Origin of the sequence: Pseudomonas sp. KBN12P06040 (assembly GCF_037574965.1) — a bacterium.
Taxonomy (GTDB): domain Bacteria; phylum Pseudomonadota; class Gammaproteobacteria; order Pseudomonadales; family Pseudomonadaceae; genus Pseudomonas; species Pseudomonas aeruginosa.
Window position 1 is genome coordinate 437,776 of record NZ_JBBELS010000002.1, and the last position, 13,823, is coordinate 451,598.

Sequence of the window (13,823 nt, forward strand, 5' to 3'; positions counted from 1 at the left end):
TTATTTTTCCGAGTTGTCGCGCAGTGCAATGATTTGCTGGATGGCGGACATTGCATTGTGGTTGATCTGGCGGATCCTAAGTTCTGTTTCCAGGTCTTGATCAGCAATGAGTGACTCCATCAGGCTCTCCCAGGGGGCGTCCAGCAACGGCTCGAAGTGAGAGCAGCCAGCAAGGCAGGCCACTGGGGCATTCTGGTAGCACTCCGCACGGGTTCCGCATGCTCCCACAGGCTTACCCATAAGCCTCAAGAAGTCAGTAATTACGGCGTCAGGGTCGCCTGCTCTGGTTGCTTCATGTAGCCCGGTAATGGCCTTGCCCTGGAACGCTTTGGCGAAGTACCCCATTTCTTTACCCAGGGCATCACGAATCGGCTTCTGAAGCTCTGGCATGGACGCCCGGTAAAACTGAATGCAGGAGGTGCTCCGGTGTGTAAGTAACCGAGCAACTTCATAGTCAGAAGCACCCTGCGCTAAAGCCCTGGTGGCAAGAGTGTACCGAAAGCGGTAAGGGTTGATTGGAATCTTAGCACCAAGGCGTTCTGAGAATGTGTCCAGCCTACGGATAATGGAACTCATTCTGAAACCAAGGTATTGTGCAGATTCATCATCAAACAGAGGGTCGTCACCATCCGTCTCATGTTGATACGATTGCTGATCCAAGTATTTGATAAGGCATTCTGCTAGGACAGTGGGTGCTCTTCGTGTCCAATACTCAGTGGAGACGGTAAGCTCACCCTTCACCAGCGGGATCCGGAGAGTTACTTCCATCCCTTCCTTGCTGTGAACTACCACATCCTTTTTCTTCATTCTGTAGGCTTGTGATGGTCTCGTGCCAGTGCCTATGAAGAACCAGCAAAGAGTATAGTCGGCTAGTGAAATCACGCCCGCCGCATAGGCGCCATGCAGCTTGGCGTGGATGTTATGTATTTCCTGTTCTGTTAGGGCGCCTTTCTCCGGATCGTTAGTGATCAGGCTGTAGTAAGCTCCTTTACCGTTCTCCTCCCATCGATGTGGGTGCTTCAGGAAATCGATTGTGCTCTCGGATAATCCAGCCATTTCAAGGGCTGAGATCCGGCGAAGAAGCGGGATGACAAAAGGCCTGTAGTTGGCCGAAATTTCATTGAGCTGGTTTAATTCAGGGATATCTATTTCGGTTTTTTGTTGCATTCCAGGCAAATCTAGCCATCTCTTAACCGCGATAGATATCGTTTGGTTGTAGGCGAGGCTGTGGGTTGAAAGCGTGGATTTGATGCATTTGTACATGCTTTCGTGCAAAGGATTGCCTGGTGTTAATCCATCTAGGCGGAGCGCCCTTGAGTTTCCGTCGCGATCAACGCTAGGGATGTGGGCTCCAATTTGGATTTCCATCATACGACCGTCAAGCAAAATGACTTTGTCAACTCTGCTCTCTGAGTTTGCACCCAGTTGGTTGAAGGGGCTAGCTTTAAATTTCATTGCGGATCTTCTTCTTTCTTTTCACGCAGTTTGTTGGCAAGCTTTTCGGCCAGATGGTCTGCTTTTTCTCTGATGTGCCGCCGCGCATACCGCTCGGTCATGTTTGATTTCTTCGACCAACCATTCAGTCGATTGCGCACCTGTTTTTCTTTTTCAGGGGACATCCGACTTTCTGGTGGGAGCGCATCAATACTTCGACTCAGGCGATCATTCCAAGTGCGGCGAAGTGCATGCGGAGCAACACTGTTTGGCAGATCAGCTTTGCGGCGAATTTCTCTGAACAGAAGGTTGATTGCCTCATTGGAAAGGTGATCTCCTTTCACGGTGGTGAAGAGATATCCATGCTTCCTTGCAGATAGCGGAATCTTCGCCCAGCGTTTCATCACGAATTCATGGAACTCGTCGGCTGTCTGCTCTGAGATTGGAAGCGTCCTTGCAATAGTTTTGGATACCCTAACCATTACTCTGCGTGTTGCATGATTGACATCTTCTACCCGGATGAACCTGAGTTCACTTCGGCGAATAGACGTTTCTACAAAGAACCTGTAGATCAAGTGGTTCCGGTACTGGTGGAATTCCGACGTGAATGGATTGTTTTCAGCACCGGGCTCGAAAGCTGCGTCCAAAACCGCCATTACGTCCTCTCCAAGCCCTTCTGGAGCGTCTCCGTCATCGGAGGTGGCTGCCCTAGGCTCTAGGGCTCGCAGGCACGCTATGGCCTTTTCTCGAGCCTTGGTGAGTTCTTTGTCGAGCTTGGCCGACGTCTTCGGTCTAATACGCTCGTGATTGAACTCCAGGAACTTCGCTACTGCCCGAATACGGTAGCCACCCTCTGCTGCAGAGATCATGGTCATCGACACGGCTGGACTCTGCATGCGGCGCACCTGCTCCAGTCGCACGATCTTACGAACTGGGGGATCCAGCGAATCCTGCACCGCCTGATCTTGGGCGGCACGATCAAGTCGGAGGAAAAAGGCCAGGTCTTCGCACTGTTCAATGGACAGAAACGATTCTGAGCGAAGAGCCTGATCTAGATCGATTTTTCTGGAAGCCGCCCACAGGTAGGCCATCCCCACCGAGCGAAGCACTTTTTCAGTAGTGGTTGCCGCGAAGCCTACATCTCGGTAGCGAAGCGTGGCGTAGACGTTGGGGAGGAAGAGGGGGGAGCCTTCTTGGTCGACCAGCACCACCATGGGCAGGTCGTCTGAGGCCGTGAAGGATCTGATGGAGAAACTGATCAATGTATACGCTTCCGGCCTGTGAGCTACTTTGGCCGGCGAGTATAGGGTTGGGTATACAACAAGTAAACCCTCCTTCCCCTTAGGGTACAAGGGGTTGGAGGGTCTTATTACCTACAATGTATACGTTCTAAATCTTATGAACGCTATTGGCACGTTTCGCAACCTGTTCTCATTGCGGACACCTTTTCCAGCCTCGTTTGGAAAGTTTCATTGCCAGACGGGACTCCTGCAATCGTCAAGGGATTGAAACCTATAGAAGACATTGCTGATGAACTGCGCGGGGCCGACTATCTGGTATGGCGCAATGGGAGGGGAGCAGTCCGGTTGCTCGGTCGTGAGAACAATCTGATGTTGCTCGAATATGCCGGGGAGCGAATGCTCTCTCACATCGTTGCCGAGCACGGCGACTACCAGGCGACCGAAATTGCAGCGGAACTAATGGCGAAGCTGTATGCCGCATCTGAGGAACCCCTGCCTTCTGCCCTTCTCCCGATCCGGGATCGCTTTGCAGCTTTGTTTCAGCGGGCGCGCGATGATCAAAACGCAGGTTGTCAAACTGACTACGTCCACGCGGCGATTATAGCCGATCAAATGATGAGCAATGCCTCGGAACTGCGTGGGCTACATGGCGATCTGCATCATGAAAACATCATGTTCTCCAGTCGCGGCTGGCTGGTGATAGATCCCGTCGGTCTGGTCGGTGAAGTGGGCTTTGGCGCCGCCAATATGTTCTACGATCCGGCTGACAGAGACGACCTTTGTCTCGATCCCAGACGCATTGCACAGATGGCGGACGCATTCTCTCGTGCGCTGGACGTCGATCCGCGTCGCCTGCTCGACCAGGCGTACGCTTATGGGTGCCTTTCCGCAGCTTGGAACGCGGATGGAGAAGAGGAGCAACGCGATCTAGCTATCGCGGCCGCGATCAAGCAGGTGCGACAGACGTCATACTAGATATCAAGCGACTTCTCCTATCCCCTCGGAACACATCAATCTTACCGGAGAATATCGTTGGCCAAAGCCTTAGCGTAGGATTTCGCCCTCTCCCGCAAACGACCCCTAATTGCCTGTATCGACGGTTCCACCTCGGCTCCAGCTGTTTGCGACTACGCGGCCTGGGCCAGTCTGAGCCTGGAAGCGCCGCTGACCTTCCTGCATGTGCTGGATCAGCGCCAGTATCCGGTTGCAGCAGATTTGAGTGGCAACATTGGCCTTGGCAGCCGCGAGCACCTGCTTGATGAGCTTGCTTCCCTGGATGAACAGCGCGGCAAGTTGGCCCTTGAACAAGGGCGAATCATGCTTGCAGCCGCGAAAGAACGGGCCGTGAATGATGGTGTGCGCGCACCGGAGTCCAAGCAGCGACATGGCGATTTACTGGAGAGCTTGCAAGAGCTGCAAAGTGAAACGCGCTTGCTGGTTATCGGTCGCCAGGGCGAGTCTAGTGGCGGTCTGAGTCAGCATGTCGGAAGCCAGCTGGAAAGCGTTATTCGTATCATGCACCGGCCAATCCTGGTCACCCCGGCCAACTTCCAAAAGCCCAAGAGCGCGATGCTGGCATTCGATGGCGGCGCTACAACCCGCAAGGGTGTGGAGATGCTGGCAGCCAGCCCGCTGCTGAAGGGGCTGCCGATCCATCTGGTCATGGTTGGGCCCGTGAACGACGAAGCGTCCGCGCAGCTGGACTGGGCGCAGAAAGTGCTGATCAACGCCGGATTTACCGTTCGCGCTGAGACTCGGAGCGGTGAAATAGAACGTACCCTGCACGCCTATCAGAAAGAGCATGGCATCGATCTGCTAGTGATGGGGGCTTATGGACACTCACGTATCCGGCAGTTCCTGGTCGGCAGCACCACTACCAGCATGCTCCGTACCACCACCAGTCCGCTGTTACTGCTGCGCTAATGAGCCTGGACGACGCCCTCGATCTTGCCCATTTCAAGACCCTACTGGAACAGCGGGCTGCCGAGCTGGATCGATTGCTGGGAGACGCTGAGTCTCGCTCGCAATCGGTAGAGCTGGATCAAAGCAAGGTGGGGCGTCTATCGAGAATGGACGCACTCCAGCAACAAGCGATGAACGATGCGATCCGCAGTCGTGCACGGCATGAACGTGTCCGTCTCCAACTGGCCCTCAAGCGCTGGCACGAGGGCGACTATGGCTGGTGTAACCAATGCGGCGAGTTGATCGCCTCGGGCCGTCTGGAGTTCGATCCGGCCACGCCGTTGTGTATCACCTGTGCCAGCCGCGCCGAGTCGGGTTGAAACCATCACGGCTCGTGGCGTCAGTCTGATTTAACGAGGCTTCTAATGTATTTGATGGCTAAAAACTGGCTGGGCCGAACACGGAAAGTAAGTGTTTGGATGTGGGCGCTTGTATGCCTTGTGTTGCTCACCGTATTCCAAGTACGTACTCATCACCTTGATGATCGTCTGTACTTTTGGATCAAGACCCACTGGCACACAGACGATTGGCAGGAGCGCTCTGTGTGGCTGCCTGGCTATCGGGTTGAGCTGGATGCTAAGGCGGTTCCCGGTGTGGACAACAACCTTTCGGGCCTGACCTTCGATCCTGACCTAAATCTGCTGTGGGCGGTTACCAATGGCCCGAACGAGCTGCTGGCCCTCAGTCGTGACGGTGACGTGGAGCGACGTTACAGCCTGGATGGCTTCCACGACGTGGAAGCGGTGTCCTATGCCGGCAACGGTCAACTGGTCATTGCCGAAGAGCGGCGGCAGAGCCTGGTTATCGTGGATATCCCCATCGACGAATACGGTAAGCTTTCTCCTGATCGACCATTGAGCCTAGACCAGTATTCAGCGCTAACCTTGGCGCTTGGCAAGGAGGACAACAAAGGCCTTGAAGGGCTCGCCTACGACCTAAAAGGTGATCGTTTGTTTGTGACCAAGGAGCGTGACCCCCGGCAATTACTGGAAGTGAGCGGCCTTCGTGCCAGCCTGGAAGGAGGCGTTTCCCTGCACGTCCGCGACATGTCCAACCTAGTAAAAGACAAGGTGTTTGCCACTGACTTGTCTTCGGTTGTATTCGATCAACAGAGCGGCCATCTGATCCTGCTCAGCGACGAGTCGAAACTGCTGATTGAAATGACCGACGAGGGCAAGGTGGTGAGTTTCCGCTCCTTGGCGAGGGGGTTTGCTGGTTTGCTGAAAGGTATACCCCAAGCCGAAGGCGTAACCATCGACGATGAAGGGTATTTGTACGTGGTCAGCGAGCCGAACTTGTTCTATCGCTTTACCCGCGAGACAGATTGACCAGTCAACAAGCTACAGTCAGGCGTGGCCGGGACGCTTGAACTGTTAGCGTACGATTTTTTCCGAATTCTGCGGGCTCCCCTTTGATAACCCACTGATTTTTCTTGACCATAACGCCAGATTCGTTCCCGAATATGAGAAATGAAAATGCTGGCAAAATGGCGCCAAAAAAGCACGTCTTGGCTTGAATCCACTGCTTGCCTCGTTATGCTGGCCATTCACCTCCACTGCTACGATGCCCGAAGTTGAGACTTCGTCAGGTGCAAGGAGGCTGAAAACCATCAGACAAGGAATGAAGTACCTGTGAACAAGAGCACCCTGCGCAAGACTCTGCTGGCGGCATCGATCGCAGCAAGCACTCACGTATACGCTGTCTCGGGCGTAACCGACCTGACCCAGGACGTCAGCGGTGATACCGAAGTAGCCCTGTCGCTCAGCGAACACGGCAACGTCACCCTGACTGGCAATGCTCAGCGCATCGAAGGCGAGGATGGGGTTGGCTTTGAAGGCGTGAAGATCAACGGCAACCTGGTCAACAACGCTAACATCACCGCGCGTGGCTCGGCTGTCGACGGGCTGGATCTGGACATCAGCGACGACCAGAACGCCACTCGAACCGAAATCACTGGCGACATCATCAACAACGGCAACATCGATCTGACCGGCGCCGGCGCGGTCGGTATCGTGATGGACGGCGTCCGTGCCAACAGCCTGATCAACAACGGCAATATCGACGTACTGGATGATCCGGACGGCGTAGAAACCGACAAAGCCCGTGGCATCGAGATCGGCAACACCAAGCTGGCGGGCGATGTCATCAATAGCGGCAACATCGTTGCGACTGGTGAAAGCGCGAAGGGCATCACCGCCTTCTCCAACGGCGCTGACGTGAACAACCAGACCAAAATCGGCGCCGATGTTGAAAACAAGGGCAACATCTCGGTGTCCGGCGACAATTCCATAGGCATCGAGCTGGACGATGTGCAGTTCGGTCATGACATCCTGAACAGCGGCGGCATCACTGCCAACGGCGCCAATGCAATTGGCATTACCGTCGACGACACCAACTACAACGCCATCGTCAATACCGGCCTCATCATCGCTCGCGGTGCCGACTCCCGCGGCATCCTGGTGATGGACTCTACCGGCCCCAACTCCGATCTGGGCAACAACGGCATCGTGAACAGCGGCAACATCGTTGCCGACGGCATCGCCATCCAGATCGGCAATCGGCCGGGCAATGGCAGCGGTACCGACCACTTCATCATCACCCAGAACGGCGGCCTGATTCAGGGTGGCGAGAAGTCCATCGATGGCAACATGCAGACCATCCTTCGCTTCAACGGCGGTACCATCGCCGGCGACATCGAAGGCCTGGACTCCATGCAGGTCAATGGCAACGCCAACTTCATCGGTGGCGAAATCGAAGCCGATGACGTTCAGATCAAGGGCGGCCAACTGAACCTGTCGAATCTGCACACCGACCTGACCGGCAACCTGAGCATCGCCTCCGGCGCAGCTCTGCAGGTCCGCCTGAGCGACAGCACCAACGTAAACACTCCGGTGGTCAGCGTCGACGGCACCGCCAGTTTCGCTGCCGGCAGCAAGCTGAATGTCACCGCCAACCCGGGGGACTTCACCGGGACCCGCCAGGGCACTGCGTACACCCTGGTATCTGCGGACGATATTCAGAACTCCGGGCTCGAAGTAAAGAGCAGCTCCGCTCTGCTGCAGGTCAAGTCCTACGAAATCGGCGAGCAGCTGGTCACCGCCGTAGTTACCGGCAAAACCGGTGACGCCGCTCAGGACATCCTGAAAGGCCAGGGCTCCAGCCGTAACGCGCTGAACGCCATCACTCCTTTCGTGGACTCGGTCATGGGCAACATGAGCAGCGACGACCAGGTCTTCCAGGCCTTCGCCAACGCTTCGGAAGCTGAGCTCGCCAAGCTGGCCGAGCAACTGGCACCCCAGGTGAACGGCGGCGCTACCCAAGCTGCGATGGGTACCCAATCGCTGGTTTCCAACGCCATCAACTCCCGTCTGGGCTCCTCGTCTGGCATGTCCTCCGGCGATGTTCTTCAGGAAACTGGTGTGTGGATCAAGGCCCTGCATAGCGACGCCGACCAGGACCGTCGCAATCAGATCGAGGGCTTCAGCGCCGATACCGATGGCATCATCATCGGCGCCGACGGCAAGCTGAACGAGCAGACTACCCTGGGTCTGGCCTACAGCTACGCCATCAGCGATGTCGACTCCGACGATGGCAACAGCACCGATGTGAAGAGCCAGGCTCTGATCGCCTACGGCAGCTGGAAACAAGGTCCGGTCTTCGTCGACGCCAGCCTGACCTTCGGCAAGAACGACAACGAATCCAAGCGTCACATCGCAGGCACCACCGCGAAGGGCGACTACGACTCCGACCTGTTCGGCCTGAACGTCCTGGGCGGCTACGGCTTCAACGTGGGTGACGGTTACATCGTCGAACCTCGTGCAGCCCTGCGCTACAGCAACCTGAAGATCGACGGCTACACCGAGAAGGGCTCCTCCGCGGCACTGTCGGTAGATGGCCAGCGCATCGAAGTTGCCGAGCTGGGCGCAGGTGTGCGCTTCGCCAAGGACTTCAACGTCGGCAACGGCACTCTGAAGCCGGAAGTAACCCTGATGACCTACCACGACTTCGCCGCCGACCAGGCTGACACCACCAGCGCATTCGTCTTGGGTGGCAACGCCTTCGTCAGCAACGCCGCCAAGCCGACTCGCAACAGCTACGAGGCTGGCGTAGGCGCGGAGTACAGCGTTGGCGCGATGACCTTCGGTGCCTCGTACAACTACCTGCGCAAAGCCGACTTCAACGCCGATACCTTCTCGCTGAAAGCTCGCTACGACTTCTAAGCGAAGCCAGGAAGTCGAAAAGCAAATCACAATGGCCCGCCTCGTGCGGGCCATTGTCCATGTGACCGAGGAAAGCCGATGTACAGCGCCCTTAACCGCATTATCCTCGCCGCCGGCGCGCTCCTAGCCATCTCAGGCTGCGCCAGCAACGTCAACCTCAAGGAAATCTCGAGCGGGTCCAGTCTGCACCCTGAGGTTTTGCCTTCACCCACCTACAATATCCAGGCCTTAGTGCCCGCCGGTACCAGGTACCGCACACTTCGGGTGTATATCGAGGGCGATGGCCATGCCTGGGCCACCCGAACACAACCGAGCACAGATCCAACACCTCACACGTCTCTGATGGCTCAATTCGCTGCTGACGATCCCGCGCCAGCAGCGTACTTGGCCCGGCCTTGCCAGTTCGTCGTCACTGGTGCATGCAAACCAGCGCTCTGGACGGCCGAACGCTTTGGGCGGGCGTCTGTTGATGCCATGAACTCCGCCTTGAACAACCTGAAATCCCGGTACCGGACTGAGTCCTTCGAACTGGTGGGATATTCCGGCGGCGCTGCCATAGCTTTGATCCTCGCCGGCGAGCGTGATGACGTTGGACAAGTTCAAACCATCGCAGGGAATGTCGATCCTGTGACCTGGACGAAGCTCAAGAACATCACTCCTCTGCTCGGATCGCTGTCGCCACTGGAATACTCGGCTCGCCTCGCCGGCATCCCCCAGAGGCACTTGATCGGTCAGAACGACGAGGTGGTGCCTGCTGAAGTCGTACGAGCGTATAGCCTGCAGGTCCAGGCAAAATGCCTGTCCTCCATCGTGGTGCCAGGTGCGTCTCACGACCGCGGCTACGCCGACGCATGGCGTGCTGTAAGGGATCTGCCTTTCAACTGCGACATGAGCGGCAGCCCCCGATCATCCATGGCTGAATAGCCCCATTTCTTTGAAGGACGCGGTCATGCAACAGCAGATCATCATCCAGCCAGAAGGCAGCGAACTGATCTACGAGGTTCTCGTCAGCCATGACGGCGGTACCGTCTGGGTCAACTGTTCGGACGGCAACAGCGTTGGTCGCTTTTCCAAGCATGCCGGCATTGACCTTCATCGGACGATCGCAGAGCAGATGGCGGGGGAGGGCCAATGCCTGGACTGCACTCATGAGCCGGCCGGGCCCGAAGAATGGGAGCGATTCTGTGGCGGGTTGACACAACATTTCAACGTCACCCTGCCGCCGGATCTCATTCGATTCCCATAACTCCATCGTTATCAGAAAGGACATTCCTACTGATGTTGAAGAAAGTGAAGGATCAAATCGCCGTCCAGTGGGGACGGTTGACCGATTGGCTCGACGTACTCGAGCGCCGTTGGAAATCGTACTGGTTGAAGAAGGTCGCATCCGCAGCAGCATTCGCTATGGTCGCTGGCTTCACCTTGCTGGCCCTATACGGCCCGGCCGTATCACTGAGCTATCTCGTGACGGCCGGTGGTCTATTGCTGGTGGCGCTGAGCCTGCTCGTGCGATTCAAATTCCTGCAGGATCTAGCGACTCTCGCAGGCGTCGTGCTAGCCGCCTGGTGGTACGTGCAGTCACTACCTGGCGTCTTCAATCCCGTCCAACAAGTGTTCTTCGATGCTGAGCCCGAGTCTTCTGGCTTTTACGTTCTACCTCAAGTCAACAAGGACAAACTAACCTTTGTTGAGGCTTGCAAATTCGAATCAGCGACTTCGACGATGAGCTGTAAAGTCCGGGTTGTACCCAAGGTTGAGAACCGAAAGGCAGACAACTCCTGAGATGCTCAACAATGAGGCGGACAATTCGACACGGTCCGCCGTAGATCTTGGGATCGCTGAGCGATGTCGGCTGCCCCCTTATCCAACTTACGCTCCAACAAGTGTAAGGCGGTATAAGCTCCGGATGGCACGTTGACTCTGGAACCGTAGTTGGTCTTCGCTGGTAAATTCTGGATTGGCCAGCGTCTGATTCACTCTCCCAGGGGACGCCGCGGGCGACCGCGGCAAAAACGATCACTCCCGATACTGCTCAAGCGTGTCCCTACAAACCTTTGAAACTAGCGCGATATGCGCAGCTTGTTTCGCCGCCAGCTCCGTACTTGCCCTAACCCGCACCCGGATCGAATGGGGTAGGAAGGTCGCTCTTAGCAGCAACGTGTGGGTATGCTCATTTCTAAGAAGGCAGCGCCGCCGAATCTCTGTCAAATAAGGAACCAAGTCGGGGATTTTGCGCAGTGAGTCCACCACATGGGAGCAGACCTCAGCCTCATCAGAGAGGCTTTCCAGAACATCTGAAATGTAATGCAGCGCGGGTCCAGTTCGCATGGTCAGCGCCGTCGTAACGCCAAATACGGACAACCCACTGCAACCGTCAAAGTCGAACGTTTCGCGATCCTGCTTTCTTCGACGTCCGGGCGTCCCCCGCCTTGTTCGTCGAACGCGACCTCCTGTAGTCGCGGCAGGGCCGATTTCATACATCGAACGGCCTTCTTCCGCCTGATCTAGATGGGTTTCCATCGTGTATTCCTCTCTCGTATCTCATCGCGCCCCACCAACCTGATGGCCGGCACCCCAGGAGTCTATCCAGCGGGCAATCGACGCAACGATACCGTGGCCCCAGGTCCTCGCAACCCGAAATGGCGGACCTCGTTCACCACGGCTGTATCGTGGTCATCGGAACCGAACTATTGGAAAGCACGTTGAGGAATGCCGATCCGGAATGGCGTGTGAAGGTTGCAGAGGCCGAAGATCCTTGAGGCTATTTAGAACTTGGGTGAAGCGTGGCAAGGCAGGATGTCACGACTTTACTCATCATCTTCCAGGCGCTCCACGATGCCCGGGAAGACCTCACCATGGCCAGGCTCCCAGCGCGGCGCGCTGAGCGAGGCCGGCTGACCGATGGCGAGCTTGCCAAAATTGAACTTGGGCTGAACGTACCCTTGAGCATTCTGCACACTCTTCCAGCCAACGTACCTCATCATGCTGATGAGGTCCCAGCCCTCGTCGATCGCCCAATTGGCAAAGCCATGTCGGAAGGAGTGGCTGGTGTAGCGCTGCTCTACGCCGGCGGCTTCAGCAACTCGCCGCAAGATGGGACCGATAGCGGAACTTGACAGCCCCTCATCCGCCATCCGCCCCCAGCGAGTGATCGGTCGGAAGACGGGCCCATAGTGGATACCAGAGTCTTCGAGCCAATGCGTGTATGCCCTGACGGGGCAAAGCTCGATTAGGGCCGGCACGATGAATTCCTGGCCAAGTGCATCACGGTCATGCTTGGTCTTTCTGAGGAAAATCCGCATATCGCGGTCGGGAATCACCGTGATGTTGTGTGCCTCGATCCGACTCAATTCGTCGCTTCGGAAGGCACGCCAGAAGCCGATAAGCACCAGCGCCCGATTGCGTGAAGCGGCCAGCTGCTTGGCGAAGTCGCCGGCAGAAATTGCGGCGCGCTCAGCGGTGTCCAGGTAATCGATCATCTTGCGCAGATTCTCGATCGCGATGGGGAGGGCCTTCTTGGGCGCTTTGTTGAACAACGCCCGGATGCCCTTCATGGTCCGCTTCACCTTACCCTTGGTTGGGTCAGGAAAGCCGAACTCTTGGTGCCACTTTGCGATGGCTGCAACTCGCAACTGCAGGGTGTTAACAGAGAGCTCTCCAGCGAAAGTACGCACGTAGCGATCCACCATCTCCTCGGTGGCAGGGAGCAGCCCCCCATTGCTTTTGAAATGCTCACGAGCCTGTCGGTAGGCCTTGTCGGTGTTCGGGCTACCTGCGGCGCTATCGATGAGGGCTGACTTCAACTCGAAGTCCATGGCCATCATCTTGATGTCGGCATTGTCGCTGTCGGGTCGCTTACTCATAGTCAAGGTCGCTGGAAGGGTCTAAGCATCCTAACGCAGACCTGCGTGATTTGAACGCTGCCAGTGGCCCTGGCAGCGCCCTCGCGTGACGAATGTGATTATTGTTTGCTCTGGCCCCACATCCGCTCAACTACATCGTCTTCGAGCTTATAGCGCCCCTTCGGACATTCAACGATCCATGGCGACTTTCTGGCCCGGGAGTTGAAACCCACCAGCTTGCAGGGGCCCAGGCTGGTATGCGGTTTAGTTTGGGACACGTCGTACCCGTAGAGGTTGGCTGCTTGTTCGAGTTCAGTTTGGGCCTTGGACTTTGCGCCCTTGACCGTGGCCTCGACCTTGATCGTGCAGGTCCCCTGCGGGTCGTAGGTGATTTTTCCAGCCTCAATGTTGATTTCGGGATGGAGGTTGGCCAGTGCGCTGTTGATCAAGCCACGAAGAACCTTGAGGTTGGTAGTGTTGAAGCCGGAGGTGAAGTCGGTCATTTGGAGCTCCTTCTGAGGTGTTGTTGAACGGTGACGACCATTCTCCGCCCCCCTCACCGTGCCAGAAGCCAAACCTGGAAGAATCCCAACATCAGTCCTCGTACTCCTGTAGCAAATCACCCAGGCCGTCATTATCCCGAGAAATCTTCACCTCGGCCGTTATCATCACCAGTACCACCAATACTGAGTTCGCCTATGAAACGTGCCATCGTTTTGTCACTCGTACTTACATCGGTAGCCGGCTGTGATCCCCTAACTGAAATGGCAACCAATGTCAGCCAGGCGTTTATTGCCCAATACCCCGACCTGCAGAAGCCGATCAGCCTGGTGTTCGTTCCGGGTTACAAGGTCATGATCGGCGGCAAGGCCACACCGATCACCGGGGAAGACACTTGCCCACCGCAGGACGGCGTTATGGCCAAGTTGTTCGGGCCCAATCCCGATGAGGGCAGCAACAGATGTGTTGAGGTTTCGCCGACAGCGACCGAGGTGCACGTGAAGTTTCCCGACGTAGCTGCAGGCGGGTGCCTGAAGGAGGAGAAGTGGAGCGTCCTGCGCGATGGGGATCGTGTGGCGCTTCGCCGGCCGAATGGTGACTTTGTGATTCCGGAGAAGCCCTGA

General features: G+C 56.5%; 14 protein-coding genes. 9 read left to right on the forward strand and 5 right to left on the reverse strand.

What is annotated here, in order from left to right:
• Both VQ067_RS33005 and VQ067_RS33010 read right to left on the reverse strand, forming a co-directional pair.
• On the reverse strand, positions 1 to 1,455 hold the full coding sequence (locus VQ067_RS33005; protein WP_103518203.1) for a tyrosine-type recombinase/integrase: 1,455 nt from the start codon (positions 1,453 to 1,455) through the stop codon (positions 1 to 3).
• Positions 1,452 to 2,648 carry a tyrosine-type recombinase/integrase gene (locus tag VQ067_RS33010; RefSeq protein WP_164713983.1) on the reverse strand — a complete coding sequence of 399 codons (1,197 nt, stop codon included), beginning with the start codon at positions 2,646 to 2,648 and terminating at the stop codon, positions 1,452 to 1,454. The genes VQ067_RS33005 and VQ067_RS33010 overlap by 4 nt, the downstream gene beginning before the upstream one ends.
• 168 nt (positions 2,649 to 2,816) lie before the next feature.
• On the opposite strand from VQ067_RS33010, the gene VQ067_RS33015 reads away from it, so the two are divergent.
• The 8 genes from VQ067_RS33015 (at position 2,817) to VQ067_RS33050 (ending at position 10,639) form a co-directional block, all read left to right on the forward strand.
• Positions 2,817 to 3,650, forward strand: coding sequence for an APH(6)-I family aminoglycoside O-phosphotransferase (locus tag VQ067_RS33015; RefSeq protein WP_277836376.1), 834 nt, complete (start codon positions 2,817 to 2,819; stop codon positions 3,648 to 3,650).
• A 108-nt stretch (positions 3,651 to 3,758) separates the two neighbouring features.
• Positions 3,759 to 4,598, forward strand: coding sequence for a universal stress protein (locus VQ067_RS33020; protein WP_026014172.1), 840 nt, complete (start codon positions 3,759 to 3,761; stop codon positions 4,596 to 4,598).
• Positions 4,598 to 4,957 (forward strand): TraR/DksA family transcriptional regulator, encoded by a 360-nt coding sequence (locus VQ067_RS33025; RefSeq protein WP_003090764.1) that lies wholly within the window; start codon positions 4,598 to 4,600, stop codon positions 4,955 to 4,957. The genes VQ067_RS33020 and VQ067_RS33025 overlap by 1 nt, the downstream gene beginning before the upstream one ends.
• A 45-nt stretch (positions 4,958 to 5,002) precedes the next feature.
• Positions 5,003 to 5,965 (forward strand): SdiA-regulated domain-containing protein, encoded by a 963-nt coding sequence (locus VQ067_RS33030; protein ID WP_010794530.1) that lies wholly within the window; start codon positions 5,003 to 5,005, stop codon positions 5,963 to 5,965.
• Between the two features lie 303 nt (positions 5,966 to 6,268).
• Positions 6,269 to 8,857 (forward strand): autotransporter family protein, encoded by a 2,589-nt coding sequence (locus VQ067_RS33035; protein WP_034000467.1) that lies wholly within the window; start codon positions 6,269 to 6,271, stop codon positions 8,855 to 8,857.
• A 78-nt stretch (positions 8,858 to 8,935) separates the two neighbouring features.
• Positions 8,936 to 9,781 (forward strand): alpha/beta fold hydrolase, encoded by an 846-nt coding sequence (locus VQ067_RS33040; protein WP_021263294.1) that lies wholly within the window; start codon positions 8,936 to 8,938, stop codon positions 9,779 to 9,781.
• A gap of 25 nt (positions 9,782 to 9,806) precedes the next feature.
• Positions 9,807 to 10,103, forward strand: a complete 297-nt coding sequence (locus tag VQ067_RS33045; RefSeq protein ID WP_021018614.1) for a hypothetical protein — start codon at positions 9,807 to 9,809, stop codon at positions 10,101 to 10,103.
• 32 nt (positions 10,104 to 10,135) lie between these two features.
• Complete coding sequence (locus VQ067_RS33050) at positions 10,136 to 10,639, forward strand: hypothetical protein (RefSeq protein ID WP_021263295.1); 504 nt, start codon at positions 10,136 to 10,138, stop codon at positions 10,637 to 10,639.
• A gap of 234 nt (positions 10,640 to 10,873) precedes the next feature.
• Here VQ067_RS33050 and VQ067_RS33055 read toward each other — a convergent pair whose 3' ends face one another.
• The 3 genes from VQ067_RS33055 to VQ067_RS33065 all read right to left on the reverse strand — a co-directional run bounded on the left by VQ067_RS33055 (position 10,874) and on the right by VQ067_RS33065 (position 13,202).
• Positions 10,874 to 11,377: a hypothetical protein gene (locus VQ067_RS33055; RefSeq protein WP_070091420.1), complete on the reverse strand. Its 504-nt coding sequence runs from the start codon at positions 11,375 to 11,377 to the stop codon at positions 10,874 to 10,876.
• Positions 11,378 to 11,664: 287 nt separating this feature from the next.
• A complete protein-coding gene (locus tag VQ067_RS33060; protein ID WP_052150492.1) occupies positions 11,665 to 12,720 on the reverse strand; it encodes a site-specific integrase in 1,056 nt (351 codons plus the stop codon).
• Positions 12,721 to 12,818: 98 nt separating this feature from the next.
• Positions 12,819 to 13,202: a hypothetical protein gene (locus tag VQ067_RS33065; RefSeq protein WP_010794474.1), complete on the reverse strand. Its 384-nt coding sequence runs from the start codon at positions 13,200 to 13,202 to the stop codon at positions 12,819 to 12,821.
• Between the two features lie 195 nt (positions 13,203 to 13,397).
• Between VQ067_RS33065 and VQ067_RS33070 the strand changes: the two genes are divergently transcribed.
• Positions 13,398 to 13,823 carry a hypothetical protein gene (locus tag VQ067_RS33070; protein ID WP_058199484.1) on the forward strand — a complete coding sequence of 142 codons (426 nt, stop codon included), beginning with the start codon at positions 13,398 to 13,400 and terminating at the stop codon, positions 13,821 to 13,823.

Bases quoted from the DNA above. Each gene is read 5' to 3' on its own strand.
- VQ067_RS33005 (WP_103518203.1), bottom strand. From the start codon at position 1,455: ATGAAATTTAAAGCTAGCCCCTTCAACCAACTGGGTGCAAACTCAGAG.
- VQ067_RS33010 (WP_164713983.1), bottom strand. From the start codon at position 2,648: ATGGTGGTGCTGGTCGACCAAGAAGGCTCCCCCCTCTTCCTCCCCAAC.
- VQ067_RS33025 (WP_003090764.1), top strand. From the start codon at position 4,598: ATGAGCCTGGACGACGCCCTCGATCTTGCCCATTTCAAGACCCTACTG.
- VQ067_RS33030 (WP_010794530.1), top strand. From the start codon at position 5,003: ATGTATTTGATGGCTAAAAACTGGCTGGGCCGAACACGGAAAGTAAGT.
- VQ067_RS33040 (WP_021263294.1), top strand. From the start codon at position 8,936: ATGTACAGCGCCCTTAACCGCATTATCCTCGCCGCCGGCGCGCTCCTA.
- VQ067_RS33045 (WP_021018614.1), top strand. From the start codon at position 9,807: ATGCAACAGCAGATCATCATCCAGCCAGAAGGCAGCGAACTGATCTAC.
- VQ067_RS33050 (WP_021263295.1), top strand. From the start codon at position 10,136: ATGTTGAAGAAAGTGAAGGATCAAATCGCCGTCCAGTGGGGACGGTTG.
- VQ067_RS33055 (WP_070091420.1), bottom strand. From the start codon at position 11,377: ATGGAAACCCATCTAGATCAGGCGGAAGAAGGCCGTTCGATGTATGAA.
- VQ067_RS33060 (WP_052150492.1), bottom strand. From the start codon at position 12,720: ATGAGTAAGCGACCCGACAGCGACAATGCCGACATCAAGATGATGGCC.
- VQ067_RS33065 (WP_010794474.1), bottom strand. From the start codon at position 13,202: ATGACCGACTTCACCTCCGGCTTCAACACTACCAACCTCAAGGTTCTT.
- VQ067_RS33070 (WP_058199484.1), top strand. From the start codon at position 13,398: ATGAAACGTGCCATCGTTTTGTCACTCGTACTTACATCGGTAGCCGGC.